This window comes from Candidatus Accumulibacter meliphilus, from assembly GCF_036625345.1.
GTDB lineage: Bacteria > Pseudomonadota > Gammaproteobacteria > Burkholderiales > Rhodocyclaceae > Accumulibacter > Accumulibacter meliphilus.
Window position 1 is genome coordinate 47,331 of sequence record NZ_JAZKTZ010000004.1, and the last position, 13,898, is coordinate 61,228.

The 13,898-nt window shown below is 61.5% G+C and carries 18 protein-coding genes and 1 tRNA gene; 15 read left to right on the plus strand and 4 right to left on the minus strand.

The window, feature by feature from the left end; all coding sequences use genetic code 11:
* The first annotated feature begins 40 nt into the window (after positions 1 to 40).
* The 9 genes from V5B40_RS09020 to V5B40_RS09060 all read left to right on the plus strand — a co-directional run bounded on the left by V5B40_RS09020 (position 41) and on the right by V5B40_RS09060 (position 6,694).
* Entirely contained in the window at positions 41 to 1,252 is a 1,212-nt protein-coding gene (locus V5B40_RS09020) for an IscS subfamily cysteine desulfurase (protein WP_332354211.1), read from the plus strand.
* 31 nt (positions 1,253 to 1,283) lie between these two features.
* Complete coding sequence (iscU, locus tag V5B40_RS09025; protein WP_169067956.1) at positions 1,284 to 1,679, plus strand: Fe-S cluster assembly scaffold IscU; 396 nt, start codon at positions 1,284 to 1,286, stop codon at positions 1,677 to 1,679.
* 67 nt (positions 1,680 to 1,746) lie between these two features.
* Positions 1,747 to 2,070: an iron-sulfur cluster assembly protein IscA gene (gene iscA / locus V5B40_RS09030; protein ID WP_332354212.1), complete on the plus strand. Its 324-nt coding sequence runs from the start codon at positions 1,747 to 1,749 to the stop codon at positions 2,068 to 2,070.
* Between the two features lie 91 nt (positions 2,071 to 2,161).
* Positions 2,162 to 2,689 (plus strand): Fe-S protein assembly co-chaperone HscB, encoded by a 528-nt coding sequence (hscB, locus tag V5B40_RS09035; protein ID WP_332354213.1) that lies wholly within the window; start codon positions 2,162 to 2,164, stop codon positions 2,687 to 2,689.
* Positions 2,690 to 2,835: 146 nt separating this feature from the next.
* A complete protein-coding gene (gene hscA, locus V5B40_RS09040) occupies positions 2,836 to 4,737 on the plus strand; it encodes a Fe-S protein assembly chaperone HscA (protein WP_332354214.1) in 1,902 nt (633 codons plus the stop codon).
* Entirely contained in the window at positions 4,734 to 5,075 is a 342-nt protein-coding gene (gene fdx, locus V5B40_RS09045) for an ISC system 2Fe-2S type ferredoxin (RefSeq protein WP_332354215.1), read from the plus strand. The genes hscA and fdx overlap by 4 nt, the downstream gene beginning before the upstream one ends.
* Entirely contained in the window at positions 5,072 to 5,266 is a 195-nt protein-coding gene (gene iscX / locus V5B40_RS09050; RefSeq protein ID WP_291996272.1) for a Fe-S cluster assembly protein IscX, read from the plus strand. The genes fdx and iscX overlap by 4 nt, the downstream gene beginning before the upstream one ends.
* Positions 5,263 to 5,652, plus strand: a complete 390-nt coding sequence (locus V5B40_RS09055) for a DUF2237 family protein (protein WP_291996273.1) — start codon at positions 5,263 to 5,265, stop codon at positions 5,650 to 5,652. The genes iscX and V5B40_RS09055 overlap by 4 nt, the downstream gene beginning before the upstream one ends.
* 232 nt (positions 5,653 to 5,884) lie before the next feature.
* Positions 5,885 to 6,694, plus strand: coding sequence for an endonuclease/exonuclease/phosphatase family protein (locus V5B40_RS09060; protein ID WP_332354216.1), 810 nt, complete (start codon positions 5,885 to 5,887; stop codon positions 6,692 to 6,694).
* A gap of 55 nt (positions 6,695 to 6,749) precedes the next feature.
* Here V5B40_RS09060 and V5B40_RS09065 read toward each other — a convergent pair whose 3' ends face one another.
* Positions 6,750 to 6,911 (minus strand): hypothetical protein, encoded by a 162-nt coding sequence (locus V5B40_RS09065; protein WP_332354217.1) that lies wholly within the window; start codon positions 6,909 to 6,911, stop codon positions 6,750 to 6,752.
* 4 nt (positions 6,912 to 6,915) lie between these two features.
* Complete coding sequence (locus V5B40_RS09070; protein WP_332354218.1) at positions 6,916 to 7,170, minus strand: hypothetical protein; 255 nt, start codon at positions 7,168 to 7,170, stop codon at positions 6,916 to 6,918.
* A gap of 421 nt (positions 7,171 to 7,591) precedes the next feature.
* Between V5B40_RS09070 and V5B40_RS09075 the strand changes: the two genes are divergently transcribed.
* Together V5B40_RS09075 and V5B40_RS09080 are read left to right on the plus strand one after the other, a co-directional pair.
* Positions 7,592 to 8,056, plus strand: coding sequence for a hypothetical protein (locus V5B40_RS09075; protein WP_332354219.1), 465 nt, complete (start codon positions 7,592 to 7,594; stop codon positions 8,054 to 8,056).
* Positions 8,057 to 8,308: 252 nt separating this feature from the next.
* Positions 8,309 to 8,509, plus strand: a complete 201-nt coding sequence (locus tag V5B40_RS09080; protein ID WP_332354220.1) for a hypothetical protein — start codon at positions 8,309 to 8,311, stop codon at positions 8,507 to 8,509.
* A gap of 43 nt (positions 8,510 to 8,552) precedes the next feature.
* Here the strand turns inward: V5B40_RS09080 and V5B40_RS09085 are convergent, their stop codons facing one another.
* Positions 8,553 to 9,452 (minus strand): recombination-associated protein RdgC, encoded by a 900-nt coding sequence (locus V5B40_RS09085; protein WP_332354221.1) that lies wholly within the window; start codon positions 9,450 to 9,452, stop codon positions 8,553 to 8,555.
* A gap of 334 nt (positions 9,453 to 9,786) precedes the next feature.
* Here V5B40_RS09085 and V5B40_RS09090 point away from each other — a divergent pair.
* From V5B40_RS09090 to V5B40_RS09105, 4 genes are all read left to right on the plus strand, one after another.
* Positions 9,787 to 9,871: transfer RNA gene (locus V5B40_RS09090), tRNA-Leu, on the plus strand.
* 162 nt (positions 9,872 to 10,033) lie between these two features.
* The gene (locus V5B40_RS09095; protein WP_332354222.1) at positions 10,034 to 11,245 is read left to right on the plus strand and encodes a tyrosine-type recombinase/integrase; all 1,212 of its coding nucleotides are present in this window, start codon (positions 10,034 to 10,036) and stop codon (positions 11,243 to 11,245) included.
* Between the two features lie 70 nt (positions 11,246 to 11,315).
* Positions 11,316 to 11,537 carry a hypothetical protein gene (locus V5B40_RS09100; protein WP_332354223.1) on the plus strand — a complete coding sequence of 74 codons (222 nt, stop codon included), beginning with the start codon at positions 11,316 to 11,318 and terminating at the stop codon, positions 11,535 to 11,537.
* 32 nt (positions 11,538 to 11,569) lie between these two features.
* Positions 11,570 to 13,147 (plus strand): hypothetical protein, encoded by a 1,578-nt coding sequence (locus V5B40_RS09105; RefSeq protein WP_332354224.1) that lies wholly within the window; start codon positions 11,570 to 11,572, stop codon positions 13,145 to 13,147.
* Here V5B40_RS09105 and V5B40_RS09110 read toward each other — a convergent pair.
* Positions 13,133 to 13,792, minus strand: a complete 660-nt coding sequence (locus tag V5B40_RS09110; protein WP_332354225.1) for a putative transposase — start codon at positions 13,790 to 13,792, stop codon at positions 13,133 to 13,135. The genes V5B40_RS09105 and V5B40_RS09110 overlap by 15 nt on opposite strands.
* Positions 13,793 to 13,898 lie beyond the last annotated feature (106 nt).

Sequence of the window (13,898 nt, forward strand, 5' to 3'; positions counted from 1 at the left end):
CGCACGTAACACGCAACCTGTACACATCGGAGCAAGAGCAATGCTGAAACTGCCTATCTATCTTGATTATTCGGCCACCACGCCGGTCGATCCGCGCGTCGCCGACAAGATGATTCCTTATCTGGTCGAAAAATTCGGCAACCCGGCTTCGCGCTCGCATGCCTTCGGCTGGGAAGTCGAGGCGGCGGTCGAAGAAGCCCGCGAGGAAGTGGCCCGGCTGGTCAACGCCGACGCCAAGGAAATCGTCTGGACCTCGGGGGCCACCGAGTCGAACAATCTGGCGCTCAAGGGCGCGGCGCAGTTCTACGCCGGCAAGGGCAAGCACCTGGTGACGGTGAAGACCGAGCACAAGGCTGTGCTCGATACCTGTCGGGACCTCGAGCGGCTTGGTTTCGAAGTGACTTACCTCGACGTCCAGGACAACGGCCTGATCGACCTCGAAGTCTTCAAGGCGGCATTGCGCCCGGACACCATCCTGGTGTCGGTGATGATGGTCAATAACGAGATCGGCGTCATCCAGCCGATCGCCGAAATCGGCGAAATCTGCCGCGCCAGGGGAATCATCTTCCACGTCGATGCGGCACAGGCGACCGGCAAGGTGGTCATCGATCTGGCGACGCTGAAAGTCGATCTGATGAGTTTTTCGGCCCACAAGACCTACGGCCCGAAAGGCATTGGCGCGCTCTACGTGCGCCGCAAGCCGCGCATTCGCCTGACCGCGCAGATGCATGGCGGCGGTCATGAACGTGGCTTCCGTTCCGGTACGCTGCCGACGCATCAGATCGTCGGCATGGGTGAGGCTTTTCGCCTCGCACGCGTGGAAATGGGAGCCGAGAATGAGCGTATCCGCATGCTTCGCGACCGCCTTTACAAAGGCCTGTCGGACATTGATGAGGTTTATGTCAACGGCGACATGGAGCAGCGTGTTCCGCACAATCTGAACATCAGTTTTGCCTACGTCGAAGGCGAATCACTGCTGATGGCGGTCAAGGATCTGGCGGTGTCGTCCGGATCGGCCTGCACCTCGGCTTCGCTCGAACCTTCTTACGTGCTGCGAGCTCTCGGCCGCGAGGATGAACTGGCGCACAGTTCGATCCGCTTCACCCTCGGCCGCTTCACTACCGAGGAAGAGGTCGACTACGCGGTCAAGCTGCTGCACGAAAAGATCAGCCGGCTACGCGAGCTTTCGCCGCTGTGGGAAATGGTCCAGGAAGGCGTCGATTTGAGTACGGTCCAGTGGGCCGCCCATTGACAAGGCATATTAGGCATCAAGGAGAATCATCATGGCATACAGCGTAAAAGTTCTGGATCACTATGAGAATCCACGCAACGTCGGTTCGTTTGGCAAGGACGACGAGGGCATCGCCACCGGCATGGTCGGTGCGCCCGCCTGTGGCGACGTCATGAAGCTGCAGATCAAGGTCGGCAAGGGCGGTGTCATCGAAGACGCCAAGTTCAAGACCTACGGCTGCGGTTCGGCAATCGCATCGTCTTCGCTGGTCACCGAGTGGGTCAAGGGCAAGACCATCGAGCAGGCGCTGGACATCAAGAATACGCAGATCGCCGAAGAGCTGGCGCTGCCGCCGGTCAAAATCCATTGCTCGATTCTCGCCGAGGACGCGATCAAGGCGGCGGTCGCCGACTACAAGAAAAAGCACGCCGATCAGGCTGCCGTTTGAGTTCGCAGCACTGGGCGGAAGCGAGCAAGAGCAACATCGCAAATGCAGATTACAGCAGGAGGTTTTAATGGCAGTGACGCTTTCTGAAAGGGCCGCCAACCACGTCGCCAATTTCATGGTCAAGCGCGGAAAAGGCATCGGTTTGCGTCTTGGCGTACGCACCAGCGGCTGCTCGGGCATGGCCTACAAGCTCGAGTTTGCGGACAGTGCGCAACCGGACGATGTCGAATTTGAATCGCATGGCGTCAGGGTGCTAATCGATCCGAAGAGCATGCCTTACCTCGACGGCACCGAACTGGACTACGCGCGCGAGGGGCTCAATGAAGGCTTCAAGTTCAACAACCCGAACGTCAAGGACGCCTGTGGCTGCGGCGAGAGTTTCAACGTTTGATTTCCCAGGGCGCGGAGCGGCGGCGGTTTGATGGCTTCGTCGACCACCGCTCGTTGCCGGCCTGCTCCGACCAGCGTCTCGACTGAAAAGCATGGACTTCAACACCGATCATTTCTCGTTGTTCGAGCTGCCGGCCAGTTTCCGGCTTGATGCGGCGCTGCTCGACCGGCGCTACCTGGAGATGCAGTCGCGGGTTCACCCCGACCGCTTTGCGAGCGCTGGTGACGCCGAACGGCGCCTCTCCTTGCAGTGGGCGACACGGGTCAATGAAGCCTATCAGACGCTCAAAAAGCCGCTACCACGCGCCAGATACCTGCTGCACTTATCAGACCACGACGTCGGCAGCGAGAACAATGTCTTGATGCCGACCGACTTTCTGATTGAACAGATGGAATGGCGCGAGGCGGTTGGCGAAGCGCGCGCGGCGGGCGAGCACCATGAGCTCGAGCATCTCCACCATCGCTTGCAACACGACATCGCCCAACGTTATGACGAGCTTGCCGCGCTATTCGACGACGCTCACGATCTCGAACAGGCGGCGGATCGCGTCCGGCGCCTGATGTTCATCGAGAAGCTGCTCGTCGAACTCGACGAGGCGATGATCGCCTGTGAAGAGTGAAAAGAGTGAACACTGAACACAGAAGCGTAAAAGTCGGCTACTGAACACCAGGCAGCAAGTGCAAGGCAGTCGCGTAGCCTTGGTTTGCCTTGCGTCGTAAAACTTATTCTCACACCGGTAACAAGTCTCAGGACCTCGATTTCTTCATGGCGCTATTACAGATTGCGGAACCCGGCGAGTCAGCAGCGCCGCACGAGCATCGGCTGGCGGTCGGCATCGACCTCGGGACGACCAATTCACTGGTGGCGACCGTACGCAGTGGTCTGGCCGTCGTCCTTCGCGACGAACTCGGTCGTCCGCTGCTGCCCTCGGTGGTCCGCTATCTGGCCGATGGCAGCAGCGAGCTTGGCTACGAGGCGCAGGCACAGCAAGCGTTCGACCCGCGCAACACCATTGGTTCGGTCAAGCGCTTCATGGGCCGCGGCATTGCCGATATCGCCAATCACCAGGCCATGCCTTACGTCTTCGAGGACAGTCCGGGGATGCTGCGCCTGCATACCGTCGCTGGCGTGAAGAGTCCGGTTGAAGTCTCCGCAGACATCCTGCGTGTTCTGCGCTTGCGTGCCGAAGCGGCGCTGGGCGGCGCGCTGGTTGGCGCGGTGATCACCGTGCCGGCGTACTTTGACGAGGCGCAGCGGCAGGCGACCAAGGACGCCGCAAAACTCGCCGGGCTGGCGGTGCTGCGCTTGCTCAACGAACCGACGGCGGCAGCGATCGCCTATGGGCTGGACAATGCCGCGGAGGGTGTCTATGCCGTCTATGACCTTGGCGGTGGCACTTTCGATATTTCGATTCTCAGGCTGTCGCGGGGAATCTTCGAGGTTCTGGCGACTGGCGGTGACTCGGCGCTTGGTGGCGACGATTTCGATCATCGCATCTTCTGCTGGATCATCGAAGCCGCTGATCTCAAACCCCTCTCGGTCGAGGACGCCAGCATGTTGCTGGCACGGGCGCGCGAAGCCAAGGAATACCTGACCGTACACGGCGCGGCGCCAATCAGCGCGCGTCTGACCAGCGGCGAACGGGTTGAGCTGCAGTTGACCACCGGGATCTTCGCCGAGATCAGCCAGACGCTGGTTGCCAAGACCATTCAGCCGGTCAAAAAGGCACTGCGCGACGCCGGCCTGTCGGTCGGTGACGTCAAGGGCGTGGTGATGGTCGGTGGTGCGACGCGCATGCCGCAGGTACAGCGCGCGGTGGGTGAATTCTTCCGGCAGGACCCGCTCAACAATCTCGATCCGGACAAGGTCGTGGCCATTGGTGCGGCAACGCAGGCCAATCTGCTGGCCGGTAACCGTGCCGCCGGTGACGACTGGCTGCTGCTCGATGTGATTCCGCTGTCGCTCGGCCTGGAAACGATGGGTGGCCTGGTCGAGAAGATCATTCCCCGCAATGCGACGATTCCGACCGCGCGCGCGCAGGAATTTACGACTTTCCGCGATGGCCAGACGGCGCTGGCCATTCACGTCGTCCAGGGCGAGCGCGAGTTGGTCAGCGATTGCCGTTCGCTGGCGCGTTTCGAGCTGCGCGGCATCCCGCCGATGGTCGCCGGCTCGGCGCGCATCCGCGTCGCTTTCCAGGTTGATGCCGATGGTCTGCTGGCGGTGAGTGCCCGCGAACAGGCCTCCGGAGTTGAAGCGAGCATCATCGTCAAACCTTCGTACGGCCTTGCCGACGACGAAATCGCCGGCATGCTCAGGGACTCGATGACGCACGTCAAGGACGACGCGCAGCGGCGCGCGTTGAAGGAATCGCAGGTCGACGCGCAGCGCCTGCTGGAAGCGGTGCGCGCGGCGCTCGCCGCCGACCGCGAACTGCTGACGGCCGACGAGTTGGCGCGCGTCGAGGAAGACATCGCCAAGCTCGAGAGCGCAGCGCTCGCCGACAACCGCCGCCAGATCATGCTGGCGATGGACGATCTCGAAGCCGACACCAAGGACTTCGCCGCGCGGCGCATGGACAAATCGATCCGGCGGGCTTTTGCTGGCCGCAACATCAACGAGCTTGACGTCGATTCCGCGGCCAGCAAGACGGGAGAAACCGCATGACCCAGATCATTGTCCTGCCGCACGTCGAGCTGTGCCCGGACGGCGCCGTGTTCGACGCCCGGCCAGGCGAATCGCTGTGCCAGAACCTGCTCGAAAACGGCATTGCCGTCGAGCACGCTTGCGAAATGTCCTGCGCCTGTACCACCTGCCACGTCGTTGTTCGGGAAGGTTTCAACGCCCTCGAGCCTTCCGACGAAGTCGAAGACGACCTGCTCGACAAGGCCTGGGGCCTGGAGCCCAATTCACGCTTGTCGTGTCAGGCGATGATCAATGACACGCCGCTGACCATCGAGATTCCACGCTACTCGATCAACATGACCAAGGAAGGCAAGCGATGAAATGGACCGATATCAACGAGCTGGCCATCGAGCTCGTCGAAGCCCATCCGGAGGTCGATCCGTTGAAGATCAACTTCGTCGACCTGATGAACTGGGTCGTCGCTTTGCCCGGCTTCGAAGACGATACTCGCCACTGTGGCGAAAAAATTCTCGAGGCGATCCAGCAAGCCTGGATCGACGAGCTGGCATGAAGCCCGACGACAGCGGCGGGCAGCAGCGCAACGTCCTCGGTGGCCTGCTCGGCGCGTGCAGCGAGCATCCGATGACCGGTTTTTTTCGCGACGGTTGCTGTAACACCAGCGAGGAAGATTTCGGCAGCCATACCATCTGCGTTGTCGCCACCGCCGACTTCCTCGCCTTCTCCAAGGCCAGCGGTAACGACTTGTCGACGCCGCGCCCGGAATTCGGATTTGCCGGCCTGCAGCCCGGCGATCGTTGGTGCCTCTGTGCCGCCCGCTGGCAGCAAGCCCTGCTCGCCGGCAAGGCGCCACAGGTGGTTCTCAACGCCACCAACGAAGCCGCGCTGCTGGTCGTGAGCCTCGACGATCTCAAGCCGCACGCCATCGACCTGAACTGAAGCGCAGCGCACGAACACCGGCGGACGCCGATGATCCGTGCCCTGGACGTCGCGCGGGCGGCATGAGCGTTCCTGGCTGATGGCTATCATCGGCACGGGGCAGGTGCGACAATGGCGCCGCCACTTAACGGCTTTGATCGGGCGAACTCCTTTGACGACCCGCCACTCACCGATTGCTACTTCGAGCGCCTCCCTTGACCCCCTTGCAAACCGGCATCTGCCGTGCCGAACCGTGAATATCAGAGTCGCCACCTACAACATCCACAAAGGCGTCACCGGCATTCGTGGCCGGCCGCGCATTCACGACGTGCGGCAGGCCCTGCAGGCGATCGACGCCGACATCGTCTTCCTCCAGGAAGTCCAGGACCGTAACGAGCGTCTGGCACATCACCCCGATCAGCCGCTGGGAACGCAGCTCGAGTATCTTTCGTTCGGCACCTATGCGCATCGCGCCTACGGCATGAACGCCGTTTACCCGCACGGGCATCACGGCAACGCCATTCTCTCGCGCCACCGCATCGTCGACTTCGTCAACCACGACATCTCCGACCACGTGCTCGAGAAGCGCGGCCTGCTGCACGCCGTGATGCGCGTCGGCCGTGGCCAGGGCAGCGAGGTACATCTGATCTGCCTGCACCTCGGGCTGATCAAGCGCAGCCGCGTTCGGCAAGCCACTTTTCTGGCTGACCTGGTGCAGCGCGAAGTCCCGCCGGATGCGCCGCTGATCATTGCCGGTGATTTCAACGATTGGCAGCAGCGGGTCGACGGCCTGCTGCGCAGCCGTCTCGATGTCGAGGAGGTCGCCGTCGCCGCTAGGTCCGCATCACGTGCCAAGACGATGCTCAACTGGCTGCTCACCTGGCGCAGCGACAAGCAGTCGGGCGCCGGCGTCTCGCGGACTTTTCCCAGCTTCGCCCCGTGGCTGACCCTGGACCGCATCTACGTGCGCGGCTTCGAGGTCCTCGACATGCACGTTCCCAACGGCCTGGTGTGGGCGCGTTGCTCGGATCACGCGCCGCTGGTTGCCGAGTTGAAACTCTGAGCAGCCTGCGCCAGTGGGTGGGCGCTGTTTGACTATTGATCGAGGCGGCGCTGGCTCAATCCTTCTGAGCAATTCCCGGTGGCAGCGCCACTTTGGCGATACGTTTCGCCAGCGTATAGATCCTGCGCATCTGATCGACGAAGGACATCTGCATGCGTACCAGATCGAGGTAATCCGGATCGTCGGCGACAAGCCGTGTCGCTTTTCTCTCCAGCAAGCGCTCACTCTGGTTTCAAGGCCTGGCCAGCGGCTTTCTTCATGCCCTCCGACAACAACTGCAGGCCGCCGAGAAACAGCGCCAGGCCGCCGAAAAGACCCAGGAACAACTGTACCCAGTCCGGGGATTCGGCAACGACATCGGGCTCGACGGCAAATGCCGAGAAGGCGATCGCCAGCAGTAATACCGGGACGCCGATACGCAGCAGGGAGAGCTGGAGGTTCGGGAAGGTGGGCGGGGCAGTTGGCAGTGATCTCATCGGTACCCTTTGCATGAACTTGGTGACGGGAAGTCGGTCGCAGAAAAGCTTTGCCGCGACTGCAGAAAGTGCCACGCAGCTTCGCGGTTGCGCAATGGAACAGACAATGGCCGCCGCTGAGTATAGGAGGCGCGCACCAAGGCGGTCAATCGAGCGGCACAGCAGCACTGCCGCAGTCGTACTTGCCTGGCGAAGGCGGCGACACGCAGCGGGCTGATGGCGGCGGCACGCCTCGCCACAGTCTCGGTACCGGCGCGATAGCTGTGGCGTTGCAGCAATTGCGCCCGCGCCGAGGGAAAAGGACCTGGTCGCGCCGTGAACTGAAGAGCGTTAGTGGTCATGATGCGGGGTTGTGCACCGCACCAAAAAAAGTGTTATAGTGGTCTCAATTGCTTACCTTATAACGCTTCCCAGAAGCTCCATGTATATCGTAGATGATCCAACCCTGGCGCTGATTGCTCGGTTTTTGGGCGATGTCGCGTCTGAAGCTTACTCTGATGAAGAGTTCTTCAACCGCCAGCTCAGCGCTGTCGAAGCCTACGTCGAGGGTTTTCCCGAGGACGAACGCGACGCACGAGCCCTGGAGTGGATCGAGTCCAACGCCATGCACTATCGCCAGCAGTGGCAGAAGCAGACGGCGATCAACAGCTTGGCGAGTCGACGCTGTCCCGATTGCCCACTGGCCGGTGGTCACCAGGAAAAGCCTTGCGCCATTCACCGCCGCTGGCTGCGGCTCCTCGAGCGCTACGCCGCGGACAAACTCTCTTCACATGAATATGTCGAGATGAGCCTGGCGTTGTTGGCGGCCCACAAGAGTTGGCTGAAAGTGACTCGGCGTCGCGAGCCCTTGGATTCGGCGCGGTCGACGGCCTTGTACGCCAGCTGACTGGCAGGCGCGGAGCGCCGCTTCCCCCTCAGGCAACAGATTTCACCAAAAAAAATGAGCACAGCTGTGCATTTGTCCCTCCTTCTAAAGCGGTGTTGTTGGCGATACTTGCTACACGCGGTCGCTGGCGGAAAGGTGACCGTAGGCGATTAAGGCCTGGTGTAGGCAGCGGGCGCCGGGGTGAAGAGTCAAGCCGCTGGACCATGCAGCCGTTTTCTCGAGCTGAGGAAGGGGCAGGAAAGGAGTCTGGAAATGAAAGTGATGATGGTCGTTGAAGGCGACTGTTGCGGATTGAAGATCGATCCGGAGGATGACGAAGGTAGCGCCTTGCTAGCCGCGTTTGGAATCACGGGTACGTTCTACCGCCGGCTCGGCGGTACACAGGTACCGCTTGCCTTATCAGCAGCGCAACTGAGCGCGAGTTATGAGGGGACGCCGGCGGAAGTCGATTGAGCTGCCGCGCGACCGAGCCAGCGGCCCCTTGCTGGCTTCCTGACTAAACTGCGGCCACTGGCTCACCGCCGAGGGCCGCAAGCAGATCGTCGAGCAGTTGTGCGACTTCGCCGCTCATCAGGGTGAAGTCGAGGTCGAAGCGCTCGTCTTCGTTGTCCGCCTGGCCGTCGGCCTGCTCCTTGAGGATGTCGAGGAAGGCCAGTCGTTTGATCTGCAGGTTGTCGTCGAGAACGAAGGAAATGCGGTCGTTCCAGGTCATCGCCAGACGTGTGACCACCTTGCCGGTCTCGATATGCTGCCGGATTTCCTCGCCTTCCAGGCTGTGCTTGACGTAGCGCACGGTCGCTTTTTCGGCCGAGCGCAGTTCGAGATCCTGGTCGAGCGTGAAGCCCGCCGGCGCTTCGCCGCCGGCCACCCAGCCGGTCATCGCCGCCGACGGCGACTGGATGACCTTGAGTACTTTGGCAGGTACGCCGTCGACCGACTTGCGCAGATGTTCGAGCAATTCCTCGGCTTTCGCCGGCGACGCCGAGTCGATCACCAGCCAGCCGTTGCCCCGGTCAATCCAGGCGAAGCTGGTGCGCCCGCGAACAAAGGCCCGCGGCAGCAGTTCGAGAGTCATCTCTTCCTGGATTTCACGCATTTCCTTGCGCCCGACGCGGCGCCCTTCGGCCTCTTCGATGGCTTTTGCCTTGTCGCTGGCAAAACGCTTGACGATTGACGCCGGCAGCAGCTTTTCTTCGACACCGAGGGCCAGCAGCCATTGCTGGTTGACCGAATGGATCAGCGCGCCGCCGTCGCGTGGCGCTACCCAGCCGATGCTGCGTGGATCGGTCGCACTGCACCCTTGCAGCGTCAGGCGGGCAAGCTGTTCTTCCAGCGCTGCGGCATCAATGGCCCAGTTCTTGGGGAGGCGGTAGAGATAAAGGTTCTTGAACCACATGGGCGGACTCGAAATCGGAAAAGGGCGGCAATTATAGGCCTGAATCGGCGGCTTCTTGTCAGCTCAACTTTACCTGCCGGCCCGCGCGCGGTACGTCAGCCGCTTGTCGCCAGGGCGAGGCGGCGAGGAAGCGCGGATGCGCGGCAGAGGCAAAGCCAGGCCACGCACCGCTCGGCTGGCCTCGGCTGCGCGCGGGTGCTGACAACGCAGGCTGGTCGCGGTTAGAATGCCGCACTTGCGCTGGCGCTTCGGCTCGGTGTGCTTGCCAAGTGGCTATGCCGGGAGTGCGTTTTCGTGCATAGTCGCGCGTGTGCTTGACTTGGCGACGGGCAGTGCCCAGGTGGCGAAATTGGTAGACGCAGCAGGTTTAGGTCCTGCCGCCGCAAGGTGTGGGGGTTCGATTCCCTTCCTGGGCACCAAAGAACAGTCCAAAGCAATCCAAGATATGGCAAATACGCTATTAAATACAAGGAGTTTTGCTTTGCTTTGTCCACGAAAGACCCGGTCCGTCTATGGCAATCCGGAATCTTTTGGGGGCACAATCGGGGGCATATTGCTTTTGGCAGATCAAGGATGCCCCCATGCCCCTAACGGACGTCACCCTTCGCAACGCCAAGCCAAGCGACAAACCTGTTCGAATGTTTGACGGTGGCGGGCTGTACGTGGAAATCGCACGCAGCGGTGGGAAGCTGTGGCGGTTGAAATATCGGTTTGATGGAAAAGAGAAGCGGCTGGCCTTGGGGGTATACCCCGATGTGAGCTTGAAGGATGCCAGGGAACGTCGGGACGCAGCACGGAAGCTCTTGGCCAACGACGTTGACCCCGGCGTGACTCGGAGGGCGCAAAAAGCTGCGCGGGTGGAACGGTCAGTAAACACCTTCGAGGTCCTGTGCCGCGAATGGCTTGATCAACCCAAAGGCACAGTGGAACCCGCACAGCACGTCAAAACGTTGGCACGGATGGAGAACGACGTCTTCCCTTGGTTGGGGGCGAAGGCAACTTCCGAGATTACAGCTCCCGACGTGCTCAGCGTGTTGCGCCGAATCGACGAACGCGGTGCGCGCTACACGGCGCATCGAGTGCGCAGCGAAATCAGTCGGGCATTCGGATACGCGATCGCCACCGGCCGTGCAGAACGCGACCCTTGCCCAGATCTGAGGGGCGCAATACCAGCCCCAAAGGCTGAACACTTCGCGGCCATCACGACGCCAACGGAGGTTGCTGCGCTCATGCGGGCGATCGACGCTTTCCGGGGGACATTCGTGGTCAAGAGCGCTTTGCTGCTCGCCCCCATGTTGTTCGTTCGCCCTGGCGAGTTGCGCCGGGCAGAATGGTCGGGGTTCGACTTGGACAAGGGTGAATGGCGTTATCTGGTAACGAAAACCAAGACTGAGCACCTTGTTCCACTTGTGCCCCAATCCGTGGCGATTCTGCGTGAACTGCGCGCTCTGACCGGGCGCGGACGATACGTTTTTCCGGGACGGGATCCGCAGAAGGCAATGAGCGACGCTGCGATTAATGCCGCCTTGCGGCGGATGGGGTACGACACCAGAACCGAGATCACGGGGCATGGTTTTCGGGCGATGGCGCGGACGATCTTCCACGAGGAATTACTCATCAAACCCGAAGTCATTGAACATCAGCTTGCCCATTCGGTACCTGACGCTTTGGGCACCGCCTACAACCGTACAAGGTTCTTGAAAGAGAGACGGGTAATGATGGAGCAATGGGCGGACTATCTGGACAGATTGAAGACGGGGCCGGCGGTCGTGGCCATAGCGACGGCAGTGTGATCGGCTGAGGGCTCCGGCCTCCCCGTGCTTACCGGGACGGGCGGAGGACAGAGGCTCCGATCGGAGCGATTTGATCGCGAAGCGGATTACACGTTTCTCGGCCTGGTCCAGCCAATCCGCGGTGATGTCGACGGCGGCGGCGATCATTGCGCTGATCACCAGCAAAGAGGCCACGTTCAGCCGCATTAGCCCTCTTTCCCATAGCGCGGCCGTTGGCCGCAACCAAAAGGAGGTGTCGCCCCCGCTACCGCCGGATTTAATTTGCGAGGACAATATCCTCAACCCCACGTAGGAGGTAGACCACCGCACGGGAAGGGAGGCGACATGGACATTTTCCTCAAGAAGCACGAAGAGTCAATCCTGGGTGTGGTCGAAGGGTTCGACCGGATCATCTTCAAGGGGTACCTGACCTCGATGTTTCCGGATGGCGCGTTTGGCCGCTACCTGTCCAAGCGAGGCGTGCTGCTCAAGGATGCCGGGAAATTCTTCGAAAGCGAAACCGAAACGCTCGTCGAACACGCCAAGGCGACCGCCGAAGAGGCGGGGCGTCCCTACCTCTTTCTCGCCTCCGCGCACACGCACGCAAGCGGTCGATCGAAGGAAGCGATGGCCCGGGCCATCGCCGAGCAGGACGGCATCAGCGAAGGCCTGGTCTGCATCTTCTCGGTCCTCGAACCGTGCCTCTCGTTCGCCGTGGCCGGCAATCGCAAGACACAACGTCTGGAAGTCGTCCGGCGCAATCGCCGCTGCCTGCACCTGTACTGGTATCTGATCGACCCGGTTTTTGGCTGGATGCACGTGCGTATCCAGACCTGGGCACCGTACGCCACTCAGATTTACGTCAATGGCCGGGAGTGGCTGTGTCGGCAACTGCCGCAAGTGGGTGTCGCCTTCGAGCGGAGCGACAACAAGATTCTCTGGGTGTCGGATTTCGAAGCCACCGCGGCACTTGCCGAGCAGTTCAACCACACCGACTGGCCTGCGTTCCTGATTCGCCAGGTGGCCAGCGTCAATCCGCTCTTGCCGGCCATCGCCGCGGCGAAATTCGACGGCTACTGGTTTGGCATGGACCAGGCAGAAGTGGCCACCGATATCCTGTTCAAGTCCAGAGCTGATCTCGAACGTATCCACCAGGACCTCGTCCATGCCGCCATCACCGGCTTCGGCGCCACTGACGTCATGCGCTTTCTTGGCCAAAAACCTCATCACCTCTTCACGGGCGAGGTCGTGATCGACAGCAAGAAGCGGCCCGAAGGTTGCCGGATCAAGTTCCGTATCCGACGCAACTCCGTCAAACTCTACGATCATCTCAACGTCTTGAGAATCGAGACCACCCTCAACAATCCGGCAGAGTTCAAAATCCTCACCTCGTCCGAAAATGCCGAGGGTCAGGTCGTCTGCCGGTGGTCGCCGATGCGCAAAGGGGTCTCGAATTTCTGGCGCTATGCCGAAGTCGCTCACGGTGCCAACTCGCGCCTGATCGACGCCTTGGCCAATGCTCCTCTTAAAGGTCAGGCGATCGAGGCCATCGATCGCCTGTGCCGGTCACAGAGCAAGGCCGGTCGGCATGTCGCCGCTTTCAACCCGGTCACCGCGGAGAACGTCGCTCTGTTCACCTCGCTCCTGGCCGGCGAGTTCGCCATCAATGGCTTCCGCAACCGCGATCTCCAGGGCAAGCTTTACTCGGCCCCTGCCAATAACCCCGCCGAAATCAAGCGGCGTACGCATCGAACCAGCCGCCTGATCGCCAAACTACGCGGCCATGGCTTGATCGCCAAAGTCACCAACTCTCGTCTCTACCGGGTCACGCAAAACGGCGTGAAAGCGATGTGGGCCGCCGTCCGCTGCCGCCGTATCGACTTTCCAGCCGCTTTCAACATGTCAGAATCATTCGCGCAATAGAGACAAGTCCTGCGGGGGAATTTCATAGTAGCCCGCTGGCAGGGGAAGTCCCTCCGCTCCTTCGAGCAGCCCAACGGCCAGCAGGGCGGGCAGCGCAAACAGCACGCCGCCACGTGGCACGTCGACGGCCAACTGGAACTGAGGGAGCACCGCATTCAGCCCACCCACGCTCGCCGCCACCCGGGCTTCCACGTTGCTGGCCCCAACCCCCATCGGGGCGCTGCTGTCGAGTGCGCTGCGCTCGCTTTTGGTGCTCGCGACGAGCGCGCAGCGCCCCTTCGCCGCTGCCACATGCAGCCGCCCCGCGCGCACCGCTTTCGACAAGGTGTCGCTTTTGATCCCCAGTTCTGCCGCCGCGCTGGGCACCGTCTGTCCGTCGTCCAACAGCGCCTGCGCCTGCTTCAACACCTCGGCCGTCAGCACCGCCGGACCACGGCGCCGCGGCGGCACATAGAATCCTTTCGGCCCCTCCTGCCGATAGCGCTTCAATGCCCGCTTGACACTCAACGCGGGCACCCCGAAGGCGCGTGACACGTCCACCACGCGCAAATGACCTTGCGCGATAAACTGCGCCGTAATCATCCGGAACGTCGCCAGATCGTCCTCGGCATGACTGAACACCGGCAGGACCCCGTGGAAATACACGACTTGTCCATTCTGCTTCCCGACAGAGTTTCTTGCAAAACTCCCCACGGGAACTGCTGGGCCGCGGGATTCGCTCTCTGGGAGCGATTTTTGTCGCGAGGGAAGT